The organism is Psychrobacter sp. AOP5-GZ1-6 (genome assembly GCF_052376345.1).
Lineage (GTDB): Bacteria > Pseudomonadota > Gammaproteobacteria > Pseudomonadales > Moraxellaceae > Psychrobacter.
Genome location: NZ_JBQSVP010000018.1, coordinates 1 through 20,251, shown reverse-complemented (window position 1 = coordinate 20,251; position 20,251 = coordinate 1). Strand labels below are relative to the sequence as shown.

The 20,251-nt window shown below is 41.9% G+C and carries 14 protein-coding genes and 1 tRNA gene; 1 reads left to right on the top strand and 14 read right to left on the bottom strand.

The genetic code is table 11. From position 1 onward, the window contains the following. Positions 1 to 15: 15 nt before the first annotated feature. From ACT3RN_RS04245 to pilM, 4 genes are read right to left on the bottom strand one after another with little or no spacing between them, the layout of a single operon-like run. Positions 16 to 549, bottom strand: coding sequence for a pilus assembly protein PilP (locus tag ACT3RN_RS04245; RefSeq protein ID WP_192518670.1), 534 nt, complete (start codon positions 547 to 549; stop codon positions 16 to 18). Continuing rightward, the gene (locus tag ACT3RN_RS04240) at positions 549 to 1,265 is read right to left on the bottom strand and encodes a type 4a pilus biogenesis protein PilO (RefSeq protein WP_192518669.1); all 717 of its coding nucleotides are present in this window, start codon (positions 1,263 to 1,265) and stop codon (positions 549 to 551) included. The genes ACT3RN_RS04245 and ACT3RN_RS04240 overlap by 1 nt, the downstream gene beginning before the upstream one ends. After that, entirely contained in the window at positions 1,262 to 1,915 is a 654-nt protein-coding gene (locus ACT3RN_RS04235) for a PilN domain-containing protein (RefSeq protein ID WP_192518668.1), read from the bottom strand. Before ACT3RN_RS04235 ends, ACT3RN_RS04240 begins: the two co-directional genes overlap by 4 nt. After that, a complete protein-coding gene (pilM, locus tag ACT3RN_RS04230; RefSeq protein ID WP_192518667.1) occupies positions 1,915 to 2,970 on the bottom strand; it encodes a type IV pilus assembly protein PilM in 1,056 nt (351 codons plus the stop codon). The genes ACT3RN_RS04235 and pilM overlap by 1 nt, the downstream gene beginning before the upstream one ends. 194 nt (positions 2,971 to 3,164) lie before the next feature. Here pilM and ACT3RN_RS04225 point away from each other — a divergent pair, with 194 nt between their 5' ends. Next, on the top strand, positions 3,165 to 5,780 hold the full coding sequence (locus ACT3RN_RS04225) for a penicillin-binding protein 1A (RefSeq protein ID WP_192518666.1): 2,616 nt from the start codon (positions 3,165 to 3,167) through the stop codon (positions 5,778 to 5,780). A gap of 120 nt (positions 5,781 to 5,900) precedes the next feature. Here ACT3RN_RS04225 and ACT3RN_RS04220 read toward each other — a convergent pair whose 3' ends face one another. From ACT3RN_RS04220 to ACT3RN_RS04175, 10 genes are all read right to left on the bottom strand, one after another. Further along, positions 5,901 to 6,428: a DUF6586 family protein gene (locus tag ACT3RN_RS04220; protein ID WP_192518665.1), complete on the bottom strand. Its 528-nt coding sequence runs from the start codon at positions 6,426 to 6,428 to the stop codon at positions 5,901 to 5,903. Between the two features lie 379 nt (positions 6,429 to 6,807). Next, the gene (rpoC, locus tag ACT3RN_RS04215) at positions 6,808 to 11,025 is read right to left on the bottom strand and encodes a DNA-directed RNA polymerase subunit beta' (RefSeq protein ID WP_192518664.1); all 4,218 of its coding nucleotides are present in this window, start codon (positions 11,023 to 11,025) and stop codon (positions 6,808 to 6,810) included. Between the two features lie 151 nt (positions 11,026 to 11,176). Next, positions 11,177 to 15,295, bottom strand: a complete 4,119-nt coding sequence (gene rpoB, locus ACT3RN_RS04210; protein WP_192518663.1) for a DNA-directed RNA polymerase subunit beta — start codon at positions 15,293 to 15,295, stop codon at positions 11,177 to 11,179. 720 nt (positions 15,296 to 16,015) lie between these two features. Further along, on the bottom strand, positions 16,016 to 16,387 hold the full coding sequence (gene rplL, locus ACT3RN_RS04205; protein ID WP_192518662.1) for a 50S ribosomal protein L7/L12: 372 nt from the start codon (positions 16,385 to 16,387) through the stop codon (positions 16,016 to 16,018). Positions 16,388 to 16,519: 132 nt separating this feature from the next. Further along, a complete protein-coding gene (gene rplJ, locus ACT3RN_RS04200; protein WP_192518661.1) occupies positions 16,520 to 17,047 on the bottom strand; it encodes a 50S ribosomal protein L10 in 528 nt (175 codons plus the stop codon). Between the two features lie 454 nt (positions 17,048 to 17,501). Beyond that, on the bottom strand, positions 17,502 to 18,203 hold the full coding sequence (gene rplA / locus ACT3RN_RS04195) for a 50S ribosomal protein L1 (protein ID WP_192518660.1): 702 nt from the start codon (positions 18,201 to 18,203) through the stop codon (positions 17,502 to 17,504). Continuing rightward, positions 18,203 to 18,634: a 50S ribosomal protein L11 gene (gene rplK, locus ACT3RN_RS04190; RefSeq protein WP_442062397.1), complete on the bottom strand. Its 432-nt coding sequence runs from the start codon at positions 18,632 to 18,634 to the stop codon at positions 18,203 to 18,205. Before rplK ends, rplA begins: the two co-directional genes overlap by 1 nt. 94 nt (positions 18,635 to 18,728) lie before the next feature. Further along, the gene (gene nusG, locus ACT3RN_RS04185; RefSeq protein WP_057761729.1) at positions 18,729 to 19,259 is read right to left on the bottom strand and encodes a transcription termination/antitermination protein NusG; all 531 of its coding nucleotides are present in this window, start codon (positions 19,257 to 19,259) and stop codon (positions 18,729 to 18,731) included. A 72-nt stretch (positions 19,260 to 19,331) separates the two neighbouring features. Then, complete coding sequence (secE, locus tag ACT3RN_RS04180) at positions 19,332 to 19,820, bottom strand: preprotein translocase subunit SecE (RefSeq protein ID WP_192518658.1); 489 nt, start codon at positions 19,818 to 19,820, stop codon at positions 19,332 to 19,334. 51 nt (positions 19,821 to 19,871) lie between these two features. Continuing rightward, positions 19,872 to 19,947, bottom strand: a tRNA-Trp gene (locus ACT3RN_RS04175). Positions 19,948 to 20,251: the final 304 nt, after the last annotated feature.

Below are 20,251 nucleotides of genomic sequence, written 5' to 3'. Positions count from 1 at the left end.
CAAAAATCTGCCGACTTAGCTTATAGGGGAAACCAACGACTGGGGTTTTTCAACGAACCCTGCGCGGCTGTCTGGCACAATTTCAATCAAGTTAATCTGAGTCGGCGTGATTTCAACAATACGGCCGTTATTTACGCCAAGATAATCACCTACTTTAACATTCGCGACTGAACCATCAGGACGCTGTATCAACGCATACTCTTGACCTTCAGGTGAAGTAACAACACCGCGAAAGACCAGTTGCGCTAATTCATATTGTTCCAATTGTTCTTTTACCCTTGCAGGATCAGGGCGCACGCCGTCGATAGAAGTAGTAGGGCCTTGTGCATTCACTAAACTCGGTGGTAAAAATGGACTGCGCTGGGCACTGGCACTATAGACAAAATCTTCTACCAGCTCAGCCTTGGGCGGTGGCTCGATAGGCTGTGCAGGCTGATTACGTATGTCCGTCATTGCTTGCTCTGCCATACCAATACGATCTGTACAACCTGTTATCGATAAAACAGCAATGCTTAAGGCCAATAGCGTAGGCAGTTTTTGAATAGTCATTAGTTGCCTCCTGCATTATCAGTAGTAGCTTCAGTATCACTCTCAGAATTTACTTCTTTTGAGCGATAAGTTTTGGTTTGCAGTACCAAATTAAGCTCCGGTAAAACATCCAAAGTTGGCTTCGGATTGCTAACTTCAAAATCATGCATAGTAATGATTCGCGGTAGAGCAGCAAGACCACTAATAAAACTACCAAACTGGTGGTATTCACCTAACGCAGCAATACGAATAGGTTGCTCAATAAAGAATTCCTTTTCAATTTCAGGCTCAACCGAAATATCTTGAAAACGTATGTTACTACCCACGCCCGTCATGTTGATACCTTCTACTAACTCTGACACACGTGTTTCTTTTGGCAACTGATCAAGCAAAGTATTAAACTCAGTTTCCATTTGAACTACTTGTGCTTTGTAGGCTTCTAAATGACGTGCCCGTGATTCTTTTTCACGGTAACTATCTAGTAAAGTCTTTTGCTGACTCTCAGCAGCCTTTATTTCATCAATTTTGCTACTAATCGGTAGGGCCCATGCTAATGCCACTATAAGCGTAACAATCAGCCCGATTACGGTTGCTTTTACTGGTAATGGCCAACTGCCATAGTTTTCAGAATCCAACGATTCAAAACTGCGACGAAACTCCTGCAAATCAAACTGCTTCTTTGTTTTAGAGGCCGCTTTTTTGTTTTTGATTAGACTTTTTTTACGGCTAAGCTTCATAACTCACCTCCAAGACTAGTACTAGCGTCATCAGGTTTGGCTGACTCTGACTGAACTTTAGTCGTTACTACAAACTGAACATAGCTGTCTTCAGGATAAGCAGGACGTGGTTGCGTACCAGTAGTAACCGTACTGTTAAGCACTGGAGCAGATTCATAAGCATTGATATTCTGTTGAATGTTACTAACAGCTGAGCCATCCATCCATTTGCTCTTATCAAGATTGCGAATCAAACTTGACACAACATTTGGGTTATCCGCTAAACCTGTGAGAGTAAGCGTATCGCCTTCACGTTTTAAATTATTTAAGTAAAGTGCTGGAGGCATGGCTTTTGCAAGATCATCCCATAAACGTACAGGCACAGGGCGTCGGCCTTGCAAATCTTGAATAACCTGCATCCGTGAAATGATATCTTCACGCCGCTGCTCTAGACTATCAATTTCAACTAATACTGTGTCTAAACGGGTGTTTTCCTGTTCAATCAAAGCATTTGCATCACGTTGTTCATCAAGCGCATTGTTAAAATAACTCCATGAAGCAAATGCTGCCAGTAAAGCCAGCAGAGTCACCGCTACTACCAAAGTTATAAATTCTTTATTGCGACGTTCGCGCTCTTCTTGTCGCCAGGGTAAGAGGTTAATACGAGCCATTAGTCGAAGCTCCTTAACGCAAGACCGCATGCGGCCATTAGGCTTGGTGCATCAATTGCTAGTTGCTCATTATCAATATTCGGTGCAATGGTCATATTAATAAAAGGATTCGCAGTACTAACAGTCACACCAAGTTTTTGTTGTGCCATACCTGCAAGACCCGCAATAGAGCTGCTACCGCCAGCCAGCACTACGTGATCAATACTGCTGTATTGGCTCGAAGAAAAATAAAACTGTAATGATCGAGTAATTTGTTGAATCGTACTTTCAATAAAAGGAATCAATACATCAGGGTGATAATCATCAGGCAACGTGTTTTCACGCTTGCTTATTGCAGCTTCTTCAGCGGATAACCCATAACGGTTTTGTATTGCTTCTGTCAGTTGAACACCACCAAACAACTGCTCACGACTGTATATAAACTCACCGTTTTTGGCGACGTATAATGTCGTTTGATTATGTCCAATATCAACCAATGCGACCAACTCTGGATTACTCGGTAAATTATCTACCATGAGTCCAAAAGCACGCTCAATCGCGTGAGACTCAATATCGACAACCTTAGTCTGTAACCCACCAAAGGTTAGTGCATCAACTCGTTGATCGACGTTTTCTGAGCGAGACGCCGCAAGCAACACCTGCACCATCTCGTCACTGGCTAAAGAAGGACCGACCACTTCAAAATCCAAGTTAACGTCTTCTAATGGGTAAGGGACATATTGATCGGCATCTAAGCGTATTTGAGCTTCACGCTCAACATCGCTTAGCGATTTGTCCATATCGATAATTTTGGTAATGACGGCTGACCCTGAGACCGCAGTAGCAGCATCAGCACCAGCCACTTGGCAACGTTTAGCTAAGCTAGTAATAATATTACCAACCGCTTCAGTATCTAAGAGAAGTTTATCGACGACTATACCTTCCGGCAGCCTCTCAATACCATAAGATTTTAGATGAAACATGCCTTGTTGGCGCTGTATATCAACCAATTTCACTGAGGTGGCACAGATATCCACACCAATCAAATGTTGATTTTTGGAAGTAAATAGCCTCACAAACTCTATACCTTATATTAAGTGTACAATCTGATAGTTATTTGTAATAATTGAATACAATACTTTACTTAATAGATAGATTCAAGCATTTATATAACTTATTGAGTCTAACTTACACATTTATTATGCCCTGCTTATTTTGTTCAAGGTATAATACCCCTATCTGTTGCAAATTTTAATTGATAAGTCTTCTTATGATCAAAGAAAATGCTACCGCCCGCCTTATTCATTTTTTGGTAGGGCTTTTTGTTGCCTGCTTAGCGTTAGCGGTTATCTTAGCGCTTGCTGTGCCTATTGGTTTTTATGGTATGGCGATGTATTTATCGCCAACCTTGCCTAGCACTCAAGAGATCAAGAAAGCAAAACTAGAGATGCCATTACAAATATACAGCAGTGATGACAAATTGATTGGTCAATACGGTAATCGTCTATCCCTACCCATTACATTTGACGAGATTCCTGACAACTTAACACATGCTTTTTTGGCAGCAGAAGATGCCTCTTTTTTTCAACATAGCGGTATCAGCATTAAAGGGTTAGGACGTGCCGTTACTGAAGCGGTCACCGATGACGATAGCCAAACTGGTGGTTCTACTATCACCATGCAGGTCGCCAAAAACTACTTTTTAAGTTCAGAACGTACTTTAAATCGCAAACTGACTGAATTGTTCTTAGCACGTAAAATTGAAGACGAACTCAGTAAAAATGATATTTTGACATTGTATGTCAACAAAATCTACTTAGGTGAAGGTGCCTATGGTGTCCGTGCCGCTGCCAAAAAATATTATAGTAAATCACTAGACAACCTTACTATTGCTGAAACAGCAATGTTGGCAGGTCTGCCAAAAGCTCCTTCTAAATACAACCCTGTTGCCAATCCTGAACGTGCATTGACTCGCCGTAACTGGATTATCGGTCGCATGCATGAACTGGGCTATATTACCGAAGCAGAACGTGATGAGGCAATTTCCTCACCTATTGGTATTAAACTTTATAAAGAAAAACTTGATGTGAATATGCCATATCTGGCAGAAATGACACGCGCTACGTTGGTTAATCGCTATGGTAAGCAGGTAATGCATAGCGGTTGGCGAGTACGTCTTACCATTGACAGTGAAGCGCAAACAGACGCAGAAGCAGCAGTGCTTAAAGGTTTAGTTGCTTATGATCATCGACATGGTTGGCGCGGTGCTGAAGCAAACGACGAACCACTAGAAAACTTCCGTCGCTATAGCAGCATGTCCCCTGCCAAAGTTACTAAAGTCAATTCGCGCAGCTTTGAAGCGACGATGCCTTCAGGTGAAAGTGTCACCGTTAATTGGTCAGGTATGAACTGGGCTCGCAAATATATTTCTGTGAATCGTATCGGTTACGCTCCTAGTAACGCCAGTCAAATAGTCAGTGAAAACGACATCATTCGTCTAATACCAACAGCCAACGGTAATTGGCAATTAGCGCAAATCCCTAAGATACAAAGCAGCCTAGTTTCTCTAAATCCTTCGACTGGTGCAGTTAATGCCTTAATCGGAGGCTTTGATTTTAATCACAACAAGTTCAATCGAGCCTTACAAGGCTGGCGGCAACCTGGGTCAACAATTAAACCGCTTGTCTATACATCAGCTCTCAAAAAGGGCTATCGTCCAGATACGATGGTCTCAGATAATCCTATCCAAGTAGGTGGCTGGAAACCTAAAAACTCCGATGGACGCTTTTTAGGGGATATCACTCTACGTCGTGGTTTATATTTATCACGTAATTTAGTATCTATCCGTCTATTACAAGCCATTGGTATCACTGATACACTCAATCTACTAGATGAATTTGGTCTTGATAAAGAAAAACTTCCAACAACTTTATCGTTAGCACTGGGAGCAGGACAAGCGACACCGTTGCAGATGGCAACTGCTTATTCAACTTTTGCAAATGGTGGTCATCGCATACAACCTTACTTCATTGAACAGATTTATAACTATAACAACAAACTATTATTCCAAGCCAATCCTCAACAAGCCTGCGCTAAATGTTTCAACGAAAAACTCGAAGCAATGAATAAAAAAGCAGTCGAAGACTATGAAGCTTCAATTGAAAATTCAGATAAGACTGCAAGTAATGCAACATCTACTAACCAACAAAACCTAGATGCAGTAGAAAACAGTGACGAGAGCATCGATTTGAGTATCTATGATGCAAGTCCACAATCTGATCGTTTAAAAGCACCTCCAGCTCAGTATGAGTTGGCCAAGCAAGCCCCTCGAATATTAGAACCTAGAGTTGCTTTTGATATGGCAGATATATTGCGTGATGTGGTACAACGTGGTACAGCCGTACGAGCAAAAGCTTTGGGACGTAGTGATATTGGTGGTAAAACAGGTACCACTAATGATGCAAAAGATGCTTGGTTTGCAGGTTTCCATCCTACTAATGCAACGGTAGTGTGGATGGGATTTGATCAGCCATCAACCATGGGCCGCCGCGAATATGGTGGTGTGGCAGCATTGCCAGTTTGGATGGATTTTATGAGAGCTCAGCTCAAGAATACGCCTCGCCAATGGGTACCCAACGAACAAGGCTTTACCTCTAGAAGACTGCAGAAAAAGACTGTAGAAACTAAGGATAATGATGAAAGTAGCGAGCCAGATACATCAGAAAAGCCAGTTACTACGCAAACACAGCAGCGTACGCCCTTAACGCCTGAACCTGAGTTAAGTCCACAGACACCACGAACTACTAATCGCGGTAATAATGATGGTGTACCACAAAACCCATTGTCAGCAACGCCAGTCGAATCGCTACCACCGATGCCAGAATAAATCATCGATACAACCAGTGCATATTAGACAATAACCCCCCCTATTCATGCTATTGAGTAGGGGTTTTATTATTTTTATAGAATATGCATGCGTATCTATTTATCTTTAAGCTAAATTCTACTAAAACTCAACCATACCAGCACGTAGTTGTTCAATCAAATCTAAAAACTGCTGGCGCCATTCACGTATCGTTGCCTCATCTGGTAACCATTGGTTTGATAAAGTAACCACATTAACAATCAGATCCGAAGACTGCGCTGTCTCACTACTTGACTTTTCATCTATGATCGTATCAGGCTGTACGGCATACAAACAACGCTGATAAGCACGCTCTATATTTGCAAGAAACCCCTGTTGTCTTATCTGCTGTAAACGCTGAATCTCAGGAGATACCTGCGTACGCTCACTCAATGCTTTTTCGATATCTGACAATGTGGGGGTTGGAATGTTTAAACTGTAGAAATAACCAAGCTCTTGGGTAAATGCGAGAAAAGCGCCATATAAGTGAAAAATAGCAGTCTCACAATGCGCTTGGTATAGCTGCTTATCATTAGTCGCCCCTGCTGATTGACAGGACAGACGACAAAAATACAGTTTTTGATTGGTTCGATCGGCTTGATACTTGGCAACACGAGTTTTACCTGCCATTTGCTATTTATCCTTATATTAATAATAAGTGCTAATAAGTTGCAGCTACAGTCAGCGAACGGCTAAACCGCTACCGCGTTATTCTCCTTAGATGCACTACTCGTACAATCTACAGTCGGCTGTCTTATACCCATTTTATATTTCTTTAACTATATCACAGCTCATAACATGGTTCTTAATGAACTACGATCAAGGTCTGTCGAATAAATTATACAAGAAACTATATCAGCTAACAAAAACTGCTGCTAGATCCATAAAGGTTAACCCAAAAAGCATACTGCTTACCCTCAGTTTTACGTTATTTTAGTTTATAATAGGCATAAAAAAGCCAGCAACTAAGGCTGGCTTTTCTAGTAAACTAAGAATATATCAAAGACTATTAATGATCTTGATTTAGTTCTTGTGCAAAGGCTTCATCAAAGCTAGCAAAGTCTTTGCTATCAGTGGTTGCCGTCATATCAAACGCTGCATTAAGATCTTTATCTTGTAGCTTTTGATCCGCTTGTTCTTTACGTGTTTTATGATAAGCAAGACCAGTACCTGCAGGAATCAAACGACCAACAACGACGTTCTCTTTCAAACCACGTAATTCATCTACTTTACCAGTAACAGCAGCAGCCGTTAGGACACGCGTAGTTTCTTGGAAAGAAGCCGCTGAGATAAAGCTTTCTGTTGCCAGACTTGCTTTAGTGATACCTAACAGTTGACGCTCAAACTGTACTGGGAATTTATCTTCCGCTTCTAGTTTTGCATTCAATGCTTTGATATCGGCATACTCTACCTGATCACCTTTAAAGTGGTTTGAATCACCACCATCAGTAATCTCGACTTTACGCAGCATCTGACGAATAATAACTTCGATATGCTTGTCGTTGATTTTCACACCTTGCAAGCGATAAACGTCCTGTACTTCGTTGACGATATAATCAGCAAGCGCAGTCTGACCTTTTAGACGCAAGATATCATGTGGGTTCTGTGGACCATCAGCAATCACTTCACCACGTGCCACTGTCTCATTTTCAAAGACATTGATTTGACGCCATTTCGGGATTAGCTCTTCATGTACTTCACCATCTTCATTAGTAATAATGAAGCGGTTTTTACCTTTAGTCTCTTTACCAAAGCTAACCACACCGGTCATTTCTGCCATGATGGCATGATCTTTTGGACGACGTGCTTCGAACAAGTCAGCAACACGCGGTAGACCACCAGTAATATCTTTAGTACCCGAAGAAGCTTGTGGTACACGGCCTAGAATCGAACCTGCTGCTACTTTTTCACCATCGCTAACGCGAATGATGGTTTCAGCAGGCAAGAAGTAAACCACTTCTTTACCTTCGTCAGTGTTCAAGATAATTGCAGGACGCAAGTCTTTTGCTGAGCTTGAACGGTCACGAGTAGCAAGAATCTCAAATGAGCTCATACCAGTGGCATCATCTACTTTCACTGTGGCAGTCATACCGTCGGTGATATCACTAAAGCGTGCTGTACCAGCAAATTCTGTGATAATTGGATGCGTATGCGGATCCCATTTTGCGATAGTTTGACCGCTTTCAGCCTGTTCTTCGTCTTTCACAAGCACGCTTGAACCATAAGGTACTTTATAGCGCTCACGCTCACGGCCAAGCTCATCGGTCAATGCGATTTCAGCTGAACGTGATACGATAACCAAGTGACCATCAGTATGTTGTACAGTCTTCATGTTTTCGAAATGTGCTTGACCAGCATTACGAACTGAGATGCTATTATCCACAGATGCTGAACTTGCTGCCCCGCCCACGTGGAAAGTACGCATGGTTAACTGGGTACCAGGTTCACCAATAGACTGTGCAGCCATAACACCGACTGACTCACCAATGTTAACTTTATGACCACGAGCCAAATCACGACCATAACACTGTGAACACACACCATGCTCAACATCACAGGTAATCACTGAGCGTACCCAGATATCATCAATGGCATTTTCGTCAAGCACGTTGACCCAATGCTCATCAATCAAAGTACCCGCTGGAATCAATACTTTATCAGCATCATCATTGTAAGTAACATCACGCGCAGTCACACGACCAAGTACTAAATCACCTAGTTTCTCAATGATTTCACCACCTTGAATATGGGGTTTCATGAGCAAGCCTTGCTCAGTACCACAGTCGTCACTGGTGATAACCAAATCTTGTGCCACATCAACCAAACGACGAGTCAGGTAACCTGAGTTAGCCGTTTTCAGTGCCGTATCTGCTAGACCTTTACGAGCACCGTGAGTTGAGATGAAGTACTGTAATACCGTCAAACCTTCACGGAAGTTGGCTTTAATCGGTGTTTCAATGATAGAACCATCTGGTTTAGCCATCAGACCACGCATACCAGCCAACTGACGAATCTGAGCCGCACTACCACGAGCACCAGAGTCTGACATGATAAAGATAGAGTTGAACGATTTCTGCTCGTCCTCGATACCTTGTGCGTTGGTTACTTTATCAGTTGCCAAATTGTCCATCATCGCTTTAGCGACTTTGTCATTGGTACGTGACCAGATATCAACCACTTTGTTATAACGCTCACCGGCAGTCACAAAACCTTGCTCGAACTGATCTTCGATTTCGCGAACTTCGCCTTCAGCCGCTTCAATAATTTTCTTTTTCAGTGGTGGAATGACCATATCGTCAATACCGATAGAAACACCCGATAGTGTCGCTTGAGCAAAACCAAGATACATCAATTGGTCAGCAAACATAACACTTTCTTTAACGCCTACTTTACGATAACAAGAGTTGATGAGACCTGAAATGTTTTTCTTCGTCATTTCTTGGTTACACTCTTCAAACGTCATACCTTTAGGCATGATGTTCCAGATCAACAAACGGCCAGCAACAGTATCTTTGATACTAACTTCTTTGGTTTGGTTACCTTCTTCGTCAATATGCGTCTCAGTGACACGCACTTTGATTTTAGCGTTTACATGCAAATCGTTTGACCCAATAGCACGCAATGCTTCATTGACGGTCGAGAAGATCATGCCTTCGCCTTTGGCATTGATAGACGAGCGACTAATGTAATATAGACCTAGTACAACATCCTGTGATGGCACGATGATTGGATCGCCGTTCGCAGGTGACAAGATGTTGTTAGTAGACATCATCAGCGCACGTGATTCAAGCTGGGCTTCTAGCGTCAATGGCACGTGAACAGCCATCTGATCACCATCAAAATCGGCGTTAAATGCAGTACAAACGAGCGGATGCAATTGGATTGCTTTACCTTCGATCAGTACTGGCTCAAATGCCTGTAGACCCAAACGGTGAAGTGTTGGTGCACGGTTAAGAAGCACTGGATGCTCACGAATAACCATGGCCAGCATGTCCCACACTTGTGGTTCTTCACGCTCTACCATTTTTTTAGCAGCTTTAATCGTCGTTGCCAAACCATGAGACAATAGTTTGTTATAAGTAAATGGCTTGAATAGCTCTAGTGCCATTTTCTTCGGTAGACCACACTGATGTAAACGTAGTGTTGGACCAACAACAATCACAGAACGACCAGAATAATCAACACGCTTACCAAGTAAGTTCTGACGGAAACGACCTTGTTTACCTTTGATCATATCAGCCAAAGATTTCAATGGACGTTTATTACTACCAGTAATCGCACGACCGCGACGACCGTTATCTAGCAACGCATCGACTGATTCTTGCAACATACGTTTTTCGTTACGTACGATGATATCAGGAGCACTTAGCTCAAGCAGACGCTTTAGACGATTGTTACGGTTAATAACACGGCGATACAGATCGTTTAGATCTGACGTTGCAAAACGACCACCTTCTAGTGGTACTAGCGGACGCAAATCTGGTGGTAGTACTGGCAATATGTTCATTACCATCCACTCAGGCTTGTTGTTAGAATCACGGAATGCTTCTAACAACTTAAGACGCTTAGACATCTTTTTAAGTTTAGTCTCAGAACCTGTTTGCGGAATCGCTTCGCGTAGCTCATCAATCTCTAAATCAATATCGATATCTTTCAATAAATCTTGAACAGCTTCAGCACCCATTTTGGCAGTGAACTCATCACCAAACTCTTCAAGGGCTTTGAAGTAATCTTCATCGTCAAGCAACTGGTATCTTTCTAAACTGGTTAGACCAGGCTCAGTCACGATATAGCTTTCAAAATATAGAACGCGTTCGATATCACGTAGCGTCATGTCTAACAATAGACCGATGCGGCTTGGTAATGATTTTAGGAACCAAATATGTGCAACTGGGCTAGCCAAATCGATGTGGCCCATACGATCACGACGTACTTTCGCAGTCGTAACTTCTACGCCACATTTTTCACAGATAACGCCTTGGAACTTACGGCGCTTATATTTACCACATAAACATTCGAAATCTTTTACTGGACCAAAGATTTTGGCACAAAACAGACCATCACGTTCAGGTTTAAACGTACGATAGTTAATGGTTTCAGGTTTTTTTACTTCGCCATGTGACCATGATTTAATCACGTCAGGTGAGGCTAAAGTAATTTGAATGCTATCAAACTCTTGATTACCGTTGCCGGTAGGGCTCTGCATGATATCGAGTAAATCTTTCAAGTTGCTTCTCCGTTATCTTTATAATCATCTGACAGCGTATTATTGACGCAAATAAGATGAATGAAGGCAATGAATAGGGTTGAGACAAATCACTAAAAGCAGCAGCAATGAGCGTACTGCTTTCAGCTAACAACTAAGTTAAACAACAGGGTTAGTTGCTTTGTTTTAACTCAATATTAATACCCAGTGATTTGATTTCTTTGGTCAGTACATTGAACGATTCAGGCATACCTGGATCCATATACTGTTCACCATCAACGATGTTTTTGTACATACGCGTACGGCCTTCAACGTCATCCGACTTCACAGTCAGCATCTCTTGCAACGTATATGTTGCGCCGTAAGCTTCTAGTGCCCACACTTCCATTTCACCGAAACGCTGACCACCAAATTGAGCTTTACCACCCAATGGCTGCTGCGTCACTAGTGAATAAGAACCAGTAGAACGCGCATGCATCTTGTCGTCAACCAAATGGTTAAGTTTAAGCATATACATGTAGCCTACCGTCACCTTACGGTCAAATTTCTGACCTGTGCGACCATCATATAAGGTCTGTTGACCATCACGGTCCATACCCGCAAGCTCTAGCAAATCTTTTACTTGGCTTTCTCTTGCACCATCAAATACTGCGGTACCCATTGGTACGCCACCACGCAAGTTGGCTGATAATGCCATGATGTCATCATCACTCAAGCTGTCAAGGTCAACTTGCTCACCACCAACCTTGTTATAGATTTGGTCTAAGAACTCACGTAGTTCTTTGATCGCTGCTTGAGACTTAAGCATGCCATCAATTTTTTCGCCTAGACCTTTCGCTGCCATACCCAAATGCGTTTCTAGAACCTGACCGATGTTCATACGTGATGGTACACCTAGCGGGTTCAGTACGATGTCAACGGTATTGCCATGCTCATCATACGGCATATCTTCAACTGGCATGATGCGTGAGACAACACCTTTGTTACCGTGACGACCAGCCATCTTATCACCAGGTTGAATACGACGCTTAACCGCTAGATATACTTTAACGATTTTTTGTACGCCATGTTGCAAGTCATCACCTGCTGTCAATTTGCGTTTTTTCTCAGCAAATTTCACATCGATGTCTTTTTGCTTATCAACTAAGTAATCAGCGATTTGCGTCAAACGCTCAGATATTTCTTCTTCTACTGGCTGGATATCAAGCAATGTCTCAAGGCTCATATCTTTCATATCAGCAAATGCCATCACCGTACCAGCTTTTAGACCAGCACCGCCGCTGACTTTTTGACCATCTAATAGATGACCAATACGACCACGAGCTGCTTCTTCAAAGATACGTAGCTCTTCTTTCAAATCTTTGCGATAGCTGTCAAGCTGTGACTTTTCGATCGCTCTTGCACGTGCATCTTTTTCAACACCATCACGGGTGAATACTTGTACGTCAATAACCGTACCTTTGCTTGATGTTGGAACACGTAAAGACGTGTCTTTAACATCAGCCGCTTTTTCACCAAAGATAGCCCGGAGCAATTTCTCTTCTGGCGTTAGTTGCGTCTCACCTTTTGGTGTCACTTTACCAACCAAAATATCGCCAGCGTCAACTTCCGCACCGATATAAACGATACCTGCTTCATCAAGACTTGATAGTGCTGCTTCACCAACGTTTGGAATATCAGCAGTAATCTCTTCTGTACCGAGCTTGGTATCACGTGCCACACAAGTCAATTCTTGAATATGAATCGTAGTGAAACGATCTTCTTTAACCACTTTCTCAGATAACAAGATTGAATCTTCGAAGTTGTAACCATTCCACGGCATAAATGCGATGCGGATGTTCTGACCTAGCGCTAGCTCTCCAAGATCTGTTGATGGACCATCAGCCAAGATATCACCCAAAGCAATCTCATCGCCTTGGTTAACGATGATACGTTGGTTAATACAAGTATTTTGGTTAGAACGCGTGTATTTGATCAAATTGTAGATATCGATACCCGCTTCACCAGCAGTCATTTCATCTTCGTTTACACGAACAACAATACGTGATGCATCAACATCTTCAATCACACCACCACGCTTGGCGATCACACAGACACCAGAGTCACGAGCAACGTGACGCTCCATACCAGTACCAACTAATGGTTTATCCGCACGTAGCGTAGGAACAGCCTGACGTTGCATATTCGAACCCATCAAGGCACGGTTAGCATCATCATGTTCTAGGAATGGAATCAAACCTGCTGCTACCGATACTACCTGACTTGGTGACACATCCATATGTGTCACTTTTTCTGGTGGCATACGAACAAATTCACCGTAGTTACGTACACTGACCATCTCATCGCTTAGTGCACCATCTTCGGTCAACGGTGAATCAGCCTGTGCAATGACAGTACCTACTTCTTCAATCGCTGACAGATATTCAATGATATCCGTTACTTTACCGTCAACCACACGGCGATATGGCGTTTCTAAGAAACCAAAGCTATTGGTTTTAGCAAATGTTGCCAATGAGTTGATAAGACCAATGTTTGGACCTTCAGGAGTCTCAATAGGACATACACGACCATAATGGGTATCATGTACGTCACGTACTTCAAAGCCTGCACGTTCACGAGTCAGACCACCAGGTCCTAATGCTGATACACGGCGTTTATGGGTAACTTCAGACAACGGGTTGTTCTGATCCATGAACTGTGACAACTGGCTTGAACCAAAGAATTCTTTAACCGCAGCCGCTACAGGCTTTGAGTTAATCAAATCTTGTGGTGACAAGTTATCAGACTCAGCAGAGCTCAAACGCTCTTTGACCGCACGCTCAACACGTACAAGACCAACACGGAATTGGTTTTCTGCCATCTCGCCCACTGAGCGAATACGACGGTTACCTAGATGGTCAATATCATCAACATCACCGCGACCGTTACGAATTTCGATAAGTTCTTTTAGAACATTAACGATATCATCGTTAGTCAATACACTACGTGCGCGTTGAACATCCGGATCATCAGTATTATCAAACTCTAACCCTAAACGGCGGTTGAACTTCATGCGACCAACGTTTGATAAGTCGTAACGATCTGCGTTAAAGAACATGCTCTCAAATAACTTTTCAGCAGTTTCGACCGTTGGCGGCTCGCCTGGGCGCATCACTTTATAGATTTCGATCAACGCTTCTTCACGGCTTGACGTACTATCAGCACGTAGCGTATCAGCAATATAACTACCCTGATCAATGTCATTGGTGAATAGAATGCTAAACTCTTTGATAGATTCGCTAGCTTCGAATGCACTTAATTTAACCAACAACTCGTGATCAATTAACGTATTAGCTTTAGCAATAACTTCATCGTTGACGACAACATCTTCCGCTAAGATACGCTCATATAGATATTCATCAGGTACAGCAATTTTCGTCATACCAGCTTCTTCTAGCTGACGGATACGACGTGCATTGATACGCTTACCCTGCTCTACGATAACATCCCCTTCAGGTGATACGATATCGAACTGAGCCATCTCACCACGTAGACGATCAGCAACCAAATCAATCTCAAACGTCTCTTCACCTCTGTAAACCGCAACTTTATCAAAGAATAAATCTAAGATCTCAGAAGTTGTTAAGCCAAGTGCACGTAGAATGATTGACGCAAGAAGTTTACGACGGCGGTCAATACGAGCAAATACTAAATCTTTAGCATCAAACTCAAAATCTAACCATGAGCCACGGTAAGGAATAATACGGGCGTTATAAAGTACTTTACCACTTGAATGTGACTTACCTTTATCATGATCAAAGAATACACCAGGTGAACGATGTAGCTGAGATACGATAACACGCTCAGTACCATTGATAATAAAAGTACCGTTAGCCGTCATCAGTGGCATCTCACCCATGTAGACGCTTTGCTCACGGATGTCTTTGATAGCAGCTTTGCTATCTTTATCCTTGCTATCTTTGTCTTTGATGATCAAACGGATTTTGACACGCATAGGCGCAGCAAATGTTGAACCACGTAAGATACATTCACGCTCATCAAATTCAGGTGTGCCCAAATGATACTCAACGAATTGTAGTTCAGCGTTGCCAGAATGACTCTCAATTGGGAAAATAGAGGAATACGCAGCTTGCAAACCAGTATTCTCACGAGCTTTTGGCTTTCTATGCTCTTGCAAAAATTGCTCGTAAGAATCTACTTGAATAGACAGTAAATAGGGAACGTCCATTACAGTGGGCAATTCAGCAAAACTTTTGCGAATACGCTTTTTTTCAGTATAAGAATATGCCATCGAGAGTCCTTACAGTAAACGTGGAAACAAATTAAATCGTGGCCAGCATGCATAAATACGATACAAACTTGGCGACGTAAACGATAATATAAAACGGGTCTTCGTGCTTAACTCATGTCTTTCTATCAATTACTACTTTACTAATCAGTGCTTATTTAGCACACTTCATTCAATCTTGTAACTGGTATCTCAGTTAGGCTATATGCCTACTCAGATTAATAATTTCAATATCACCTACTTTACGATACGTTGGTATTATAACTTAGCTAAAAATACACGTATAAAAAGTGACTTTTACTGTAGTTTTAAAAACTACTTATCATCAAAACCAATATCGTCGCCGATATCTACCGTCTATGAGCCTACCTACTGACAGTAAAACCATGCTAAGTGGATAACCTAGAATCGATAGCTTTTCAGAATTAATAATAACTGGGGTAACTATAACTTTTAGAATCAGTACAAACTATAGTGTTAAGTTAATAGGAAAGCATGCAGACACAAAAAAATGCCAAACATCTACGGACGTTTAGCTCATATTAACTGATTTCAAAAACTGGCATGTGTGCTTGCATGTATATCGTCTGTCCTTTTGATGGGTATCCACCGTGTTGTTGCATACGTATGTTGGCAGACACAAAAGGTCAAGCTACGAATTATAGTAAAAAAAAGCTGGCAATGCAAGGCATTACCAGCTTTTTTTTCGTACAGTAGTTAAACTTATTTTAGTTCAACGCTTGCACCAGCTTCTTCAAGTTTCTTTTTCAACTCTTCAGCTTCAGCTTTAGATGCGCCTTCTTTGACTGGAGCTGGAGCGCTCTCAACCAAATCTTTCGCTTCTTTTAGGCCAAGACCAGTAGCTTCACGTACGGCTTTAATTACCGCAACTTTCTTCTCGCCAAAGCTGGCAAGAACTACGTCAAACTCATCTTTTTCTTCAGCAGCAGCAGCAGGACCAGCAGCAGCAGGTGCAGCAGCAGCAACAGCAGCTGTTACGCCGAATTTTTCTTCCATGTCGCTGATTAGCTCAACGATATCCATTACTGACATTTCAGCGATTGCGTTTAACACATCATCTTTAGATAGTGCCATGAGAACTCTCCGTTATCTGATAAAAATTAATTGATTTTAATATCGCTTTGATTGCTTGTCGACATTTCAAATAGGTGTGACAATAAAGTGCAATCAAAATTAGCGATGTCAAAGTTACGTTAAAACAAGCAATTAAGCAGCTTCTTTTGCGTCTTTGATTGCCGCTACAGTGCGAACGAACTTGCCAGGAACAGCGTTCATAGTCTGGACAAGCTTGGTCACTGGTGCATTCATAGTAGCCATCAAGATAGAGATTGCTTCGTCACGAGTTGGTAGCTTCGATACGCGCTCTAGCTCTTCTGGACCATAAACTTCACCACCGACTGATACTATTTTGGTCTCTAAAGCTTTGTTATCTTTGCTAAAGTCGAATATGACTCGAGCGGCAGATCCCAAATCTTCCATAGAGAAAGCCAAAAGTAGAGGACCAGTCATACGGTCTGACATGCTTTCAAAATTAGTGCCTTCAAAAGCGCGTTTTGCTAGTGTATTTTTTACCACTTTCAAAACAACACCTTTATCACGGGCTTGTTGGCGCAGCTGAGTAAGCTGTGCAACACCAATTCCATGATACTCGGCAGCTACTGCTGAATAAGCATTAGCAGCAACTTCAGACACTTCAGCCACAACTTGTTGTTTTTGCTCTAGCGTTAATGCCATAAGTTGACTCCTTTAATCTTATCAATCGACTTATCGTAGAAGTGCTAAAACATTGAAGTTTTTATGCGCTTAAACTCTAAGCTAAGACTGACTTGATACGACACATTACCAGCAGATCCTAAAAAACGTATCTACTGGTAACGACTGATTACGGCACCGTTATCAGAATGACGTTGAGTAATAGTTTGATGACTGCCTAAACAATCGTATAACCCTATTCGCTCGTGTCTTAAACTGTGTGGGCCACCGTCTGCGTAGGACAACTAAGATTTTCATCTGTCGTCGATTAACAAAAGCGACTTAATATAGTATTTAACTGTCAGAAACAGCTATTTACAATTTTAAACTGCTCTCTACCTACGGTCTTAGACAGCGTAGCAAATACTACGCTGACCTAATTCTTTAAAATTATTTTGTGCTCATCATTCAAAATAGATGAAGATGAGATACTTAATTATTTAGCAGTGCGATAAGGAACAGCATCAATAGTGATACCAGGACCCATAGTGCTAGACAAGGTAATTTTCTTAATGAAAGTACCTTTAGAAGTAGCAGGTTTTGCACGTTTTAGATCTGTGATTAATGCTTCAGCGTTTTGGATAACTTGCTCAGCAGTGAAACCAACTTGACCAATAGTAGTATGAATAATACCTGCTTTGTCTACACGATACTGTGCTTGACCAGCTTTAGCATTTGTCACAGCTTCAGCAACGTTTGGCGTTACTGTACCAACTTTTGGGTTAGGCATCAGACCACGTGGGCCTAAGATAGTACCTAATTGACCAACAACACGCATTGCATCAGGAGCAGCAATAACAACATCAAAATCCATGTTGCCCGCTTTGATTTCTGCTGCTAGGTCTTCAAAACCAACGATGTCAGCACCAGCTTCTTTGGCGGCTTCAGCAGCAGCGCCTTGAGCAAATACAGCAACGCGTTTGGTTTTACCAGTACCAGCAGGTAGGTTGGTAGCGCCACGAACGACTTGATCAGATTTACGTGGGTCAACGCCCAAGTTAATAGCAATATCAATAGACTCTTTGAATTTTAGCGCTGGCAAATCATTTAAGATTTGAACCGCTTCTTCAAGAGTGTATTGCTTTTCGTTATCAACACGGCTTTGAATTTCTTTTTGACGTTTAGTTATCTTAGACATTATACACCCTCCACGGTAATACCCATTGAACGTGCAGTGCCAGCAATGGTACGGACAGCAGCATCAAGATCAGCAGCAGTTAAATCTGCATCTTTGGTCTTAACGATCTCTTCTAATTGCGCGTGATCAACTTTACCGACTTTAGCGGTGTTTGGTGTGCCTGAACCTTTAGCAATACCGGCAGCCTTACGTAATAAGTAAGAAGCTGGTGGTGACTTCATGATGAAGGTAAAAGACTTATCGCTGTATACAGTGATCTCAGTTGGAATCGGTAGACCCGGCTCTTGACCTGAGGTTGCAGCGTTAAATTCTTTACAGAACGCCATGATGTTCACGCCTTTTTGACCCAATGCTGGACCAATCGGTGGTGAAGGATTTGCTTTTCCTGCAGGCACTTGCAGTTTGATGTAACCATCAATCTTCTTAGCCATGATACTCTCCTAAATGGGTAATAGCGCCAAATCAATGTGGTACATACATACCTATTTGACTAACAGCTCCCCGGTTGATGAACTTTTTGCTAGTTTAGTCTAGTTTTTCAACTTTACTAAACTCAAGCTCGACCTGAGTAGGTCGATTAAATACGTTTACTGTTAGGTGTAACTTAGACTTCTCATAATCCACTTTTTCAACCAACCCTTTAAAGTCAGTAAATGGACCATCAATAACCAATAACTCTTCGCCCGGCTCAAATAGCGTCTTAGGACGTGGATCTGTTTCAGTCTGATTGAGACGGTTTAAGATACGATCAGCTTCTACTTGTGTAATTGGCGCAGGCATTTCAGGCGTACCGCCGATAAAACCCATAATACGTGGACAGTCTTTTACGATGTGCCAAGTATTGTCATTCATTTCCATTTGGATTAATACATATCCTGGAAAGAACTTACGCTCGCTCTTACGCTTTTTGCCGTCTTTCATTTCGACGACTTCTTCAGTAGGAACCAATACATCACCGAATGACTCAGCAAAGTCACTACGGTTAATACGATCAGTTAATGAACGTTGTACTTGTTTTTCATATCCTGAAAACGCTTGGACAATATACCAACGCATATCACGCTCCTGACCATTATAGAATAAGTTTTTATGAGTAAATGTCTCGTTAATAATCACTAATACGTGCTATTAACCGATAAATACGCCAACAAACCAATTAAAAAAGTTATCTAATAACCAAATAAAGAAACCAGCAATAGCAATCACGACAATTACTTGCCAAGTGTATTGAAAGGTTTCGTCTTTACTTGGCCATGTTACTCGGCGCAGCTCAACGCCAGCATCTTTTAATAATATTTTAAAAGCGCGACCTTGATGCGTTAACGCTAAGCATACTAATGCAAATACAACAAGAGCAACGATAATACCAATACGCACCCAAACATCATTGGCAGGTTGCCAATAGCCAGGTAAATATTGATTAACTAACGTTGCACCGATCAAAAATGCTGCGGCTAACAACCACAGTATCACATCTTTTATTGATCCAGTTTTAGCTACTTCAACAGCAGTTGTTTGATTGCCTGCTGAGACGTGCTTACCTTTGGACAGCATTCCGCTAGCATCCGCCTTGGCATCAGATAACTTAGTCTCGAGGTTATCTTGATTATTGCTCATAAAGAACTCGCTTCGGAGATGATAGGGTACGACACAGATATGATAAGAAGATGGCAGGCGATGTAGGACTCGAACCTACAACCCTCGGTTTTGGAGACCGATGCTCTACCAATTGAGCCAATCGCCTATGGGTGTAAAGGACAGCATTATACAATATTCAGCATAGAATGCAAGCCCTTGTCGGTAAAATTATTATTCTTACCGAACTTTTTTCTTATTTAAACGCTGATATTAGCGACTAATAAGAAGCTGCGTTAATATATCAAGCTATGCAGCAGATTACAATAGTATATGAAAAAATACATTAGCTCTGTGAAGAATAGATTTGAATTAATATCATATGACAACTATAGATAGCTAATAGCATTACTGACTTTCTAGATTACTTATAAAAAAACCACCCTCTAAGAGGGTGGCTTTTTACTAACGGC

Coding starts and splice junctions, on each gene's coding strand:
- secE (WP_192518658.1), bottom strand. CDS start 19,820: ATGAGCAATAATCAAGATAACCTCGAGACTAAGTTATCTGATGCCAAG.
- rplA (WP_192518660.1), bottom strand. CDS start 18,203: ATGTCTAAGATAACTAAACGTCAAAAAGAAATTCAAAGCCGTGTTGAT.
- ACT3RN_RS04240 (WP_192518669.1), bottom strand. CDS start 1,265: ATGAAGCTTAGCCGTAAAAAAAGTCTAATCAAAAACAAAAAAGCGGCC.
- rpoB (WP_192518663.1), bottom strand. CDS start 15,295: ATGGCATATTCTTATACTGAAAAAAAGCGTATTCGCAAAAGTTTTGCT.
- ACT3RN_RS04245 (WP_192518670.1), bottom strand. CDS start 549: ATGACTATTCAAAAACTGCCTACGCTATTGGCCTTAAGCATTGCTGTT.
- ACT3RN_RS04225 (WP_192518666.1), top strand. CDS start 3,165: ATGATCAAAGAAAATGCTACCGCCCGCCTTATTCATTTTTTGGTAGGG.
- rplJ (WP_192518661.1), bottom strand. CDS start 17,047: ATGGCATTAACGCTAGAGCAAAAACAACAAGTTGTGGCTGAAGTGTCT.
- ACT3RN_RS04235 (WP_192518668.1), bottom strand. CDS start 1,915: ATGGCTCGTATTAACCTCTTACCCTGGCGACAAGAAGAGCGCGAACGT.
- nusG (WP_057761729.1), bottom strand. CDS start 19,259: ATGCGTTGGTATATTGTCCAAGCGTTTTCAGGATATGAAAAACAAGTA.
- rplK (WP_442062397.1), bottom strand. CDS start 18,634: ATGGCTAAGAAGATTGATGGTTACATCAAACTGCAAGTGCCTGCAGGA.
- rplL (WP_192518662.1), bottom strand. CDS start 16,387: ATGGCACTATCTAAAGATGATGTGTTAAACGCAATCGCTGAAATGTCA.
- ACT3RN_RS04220 (WP_192518665.1), bottom strand. CDS start 6,428: ATGGCAGGTAAAACTCGTGTTGCCAAGTATCAAGCCGATCGAACCAAT.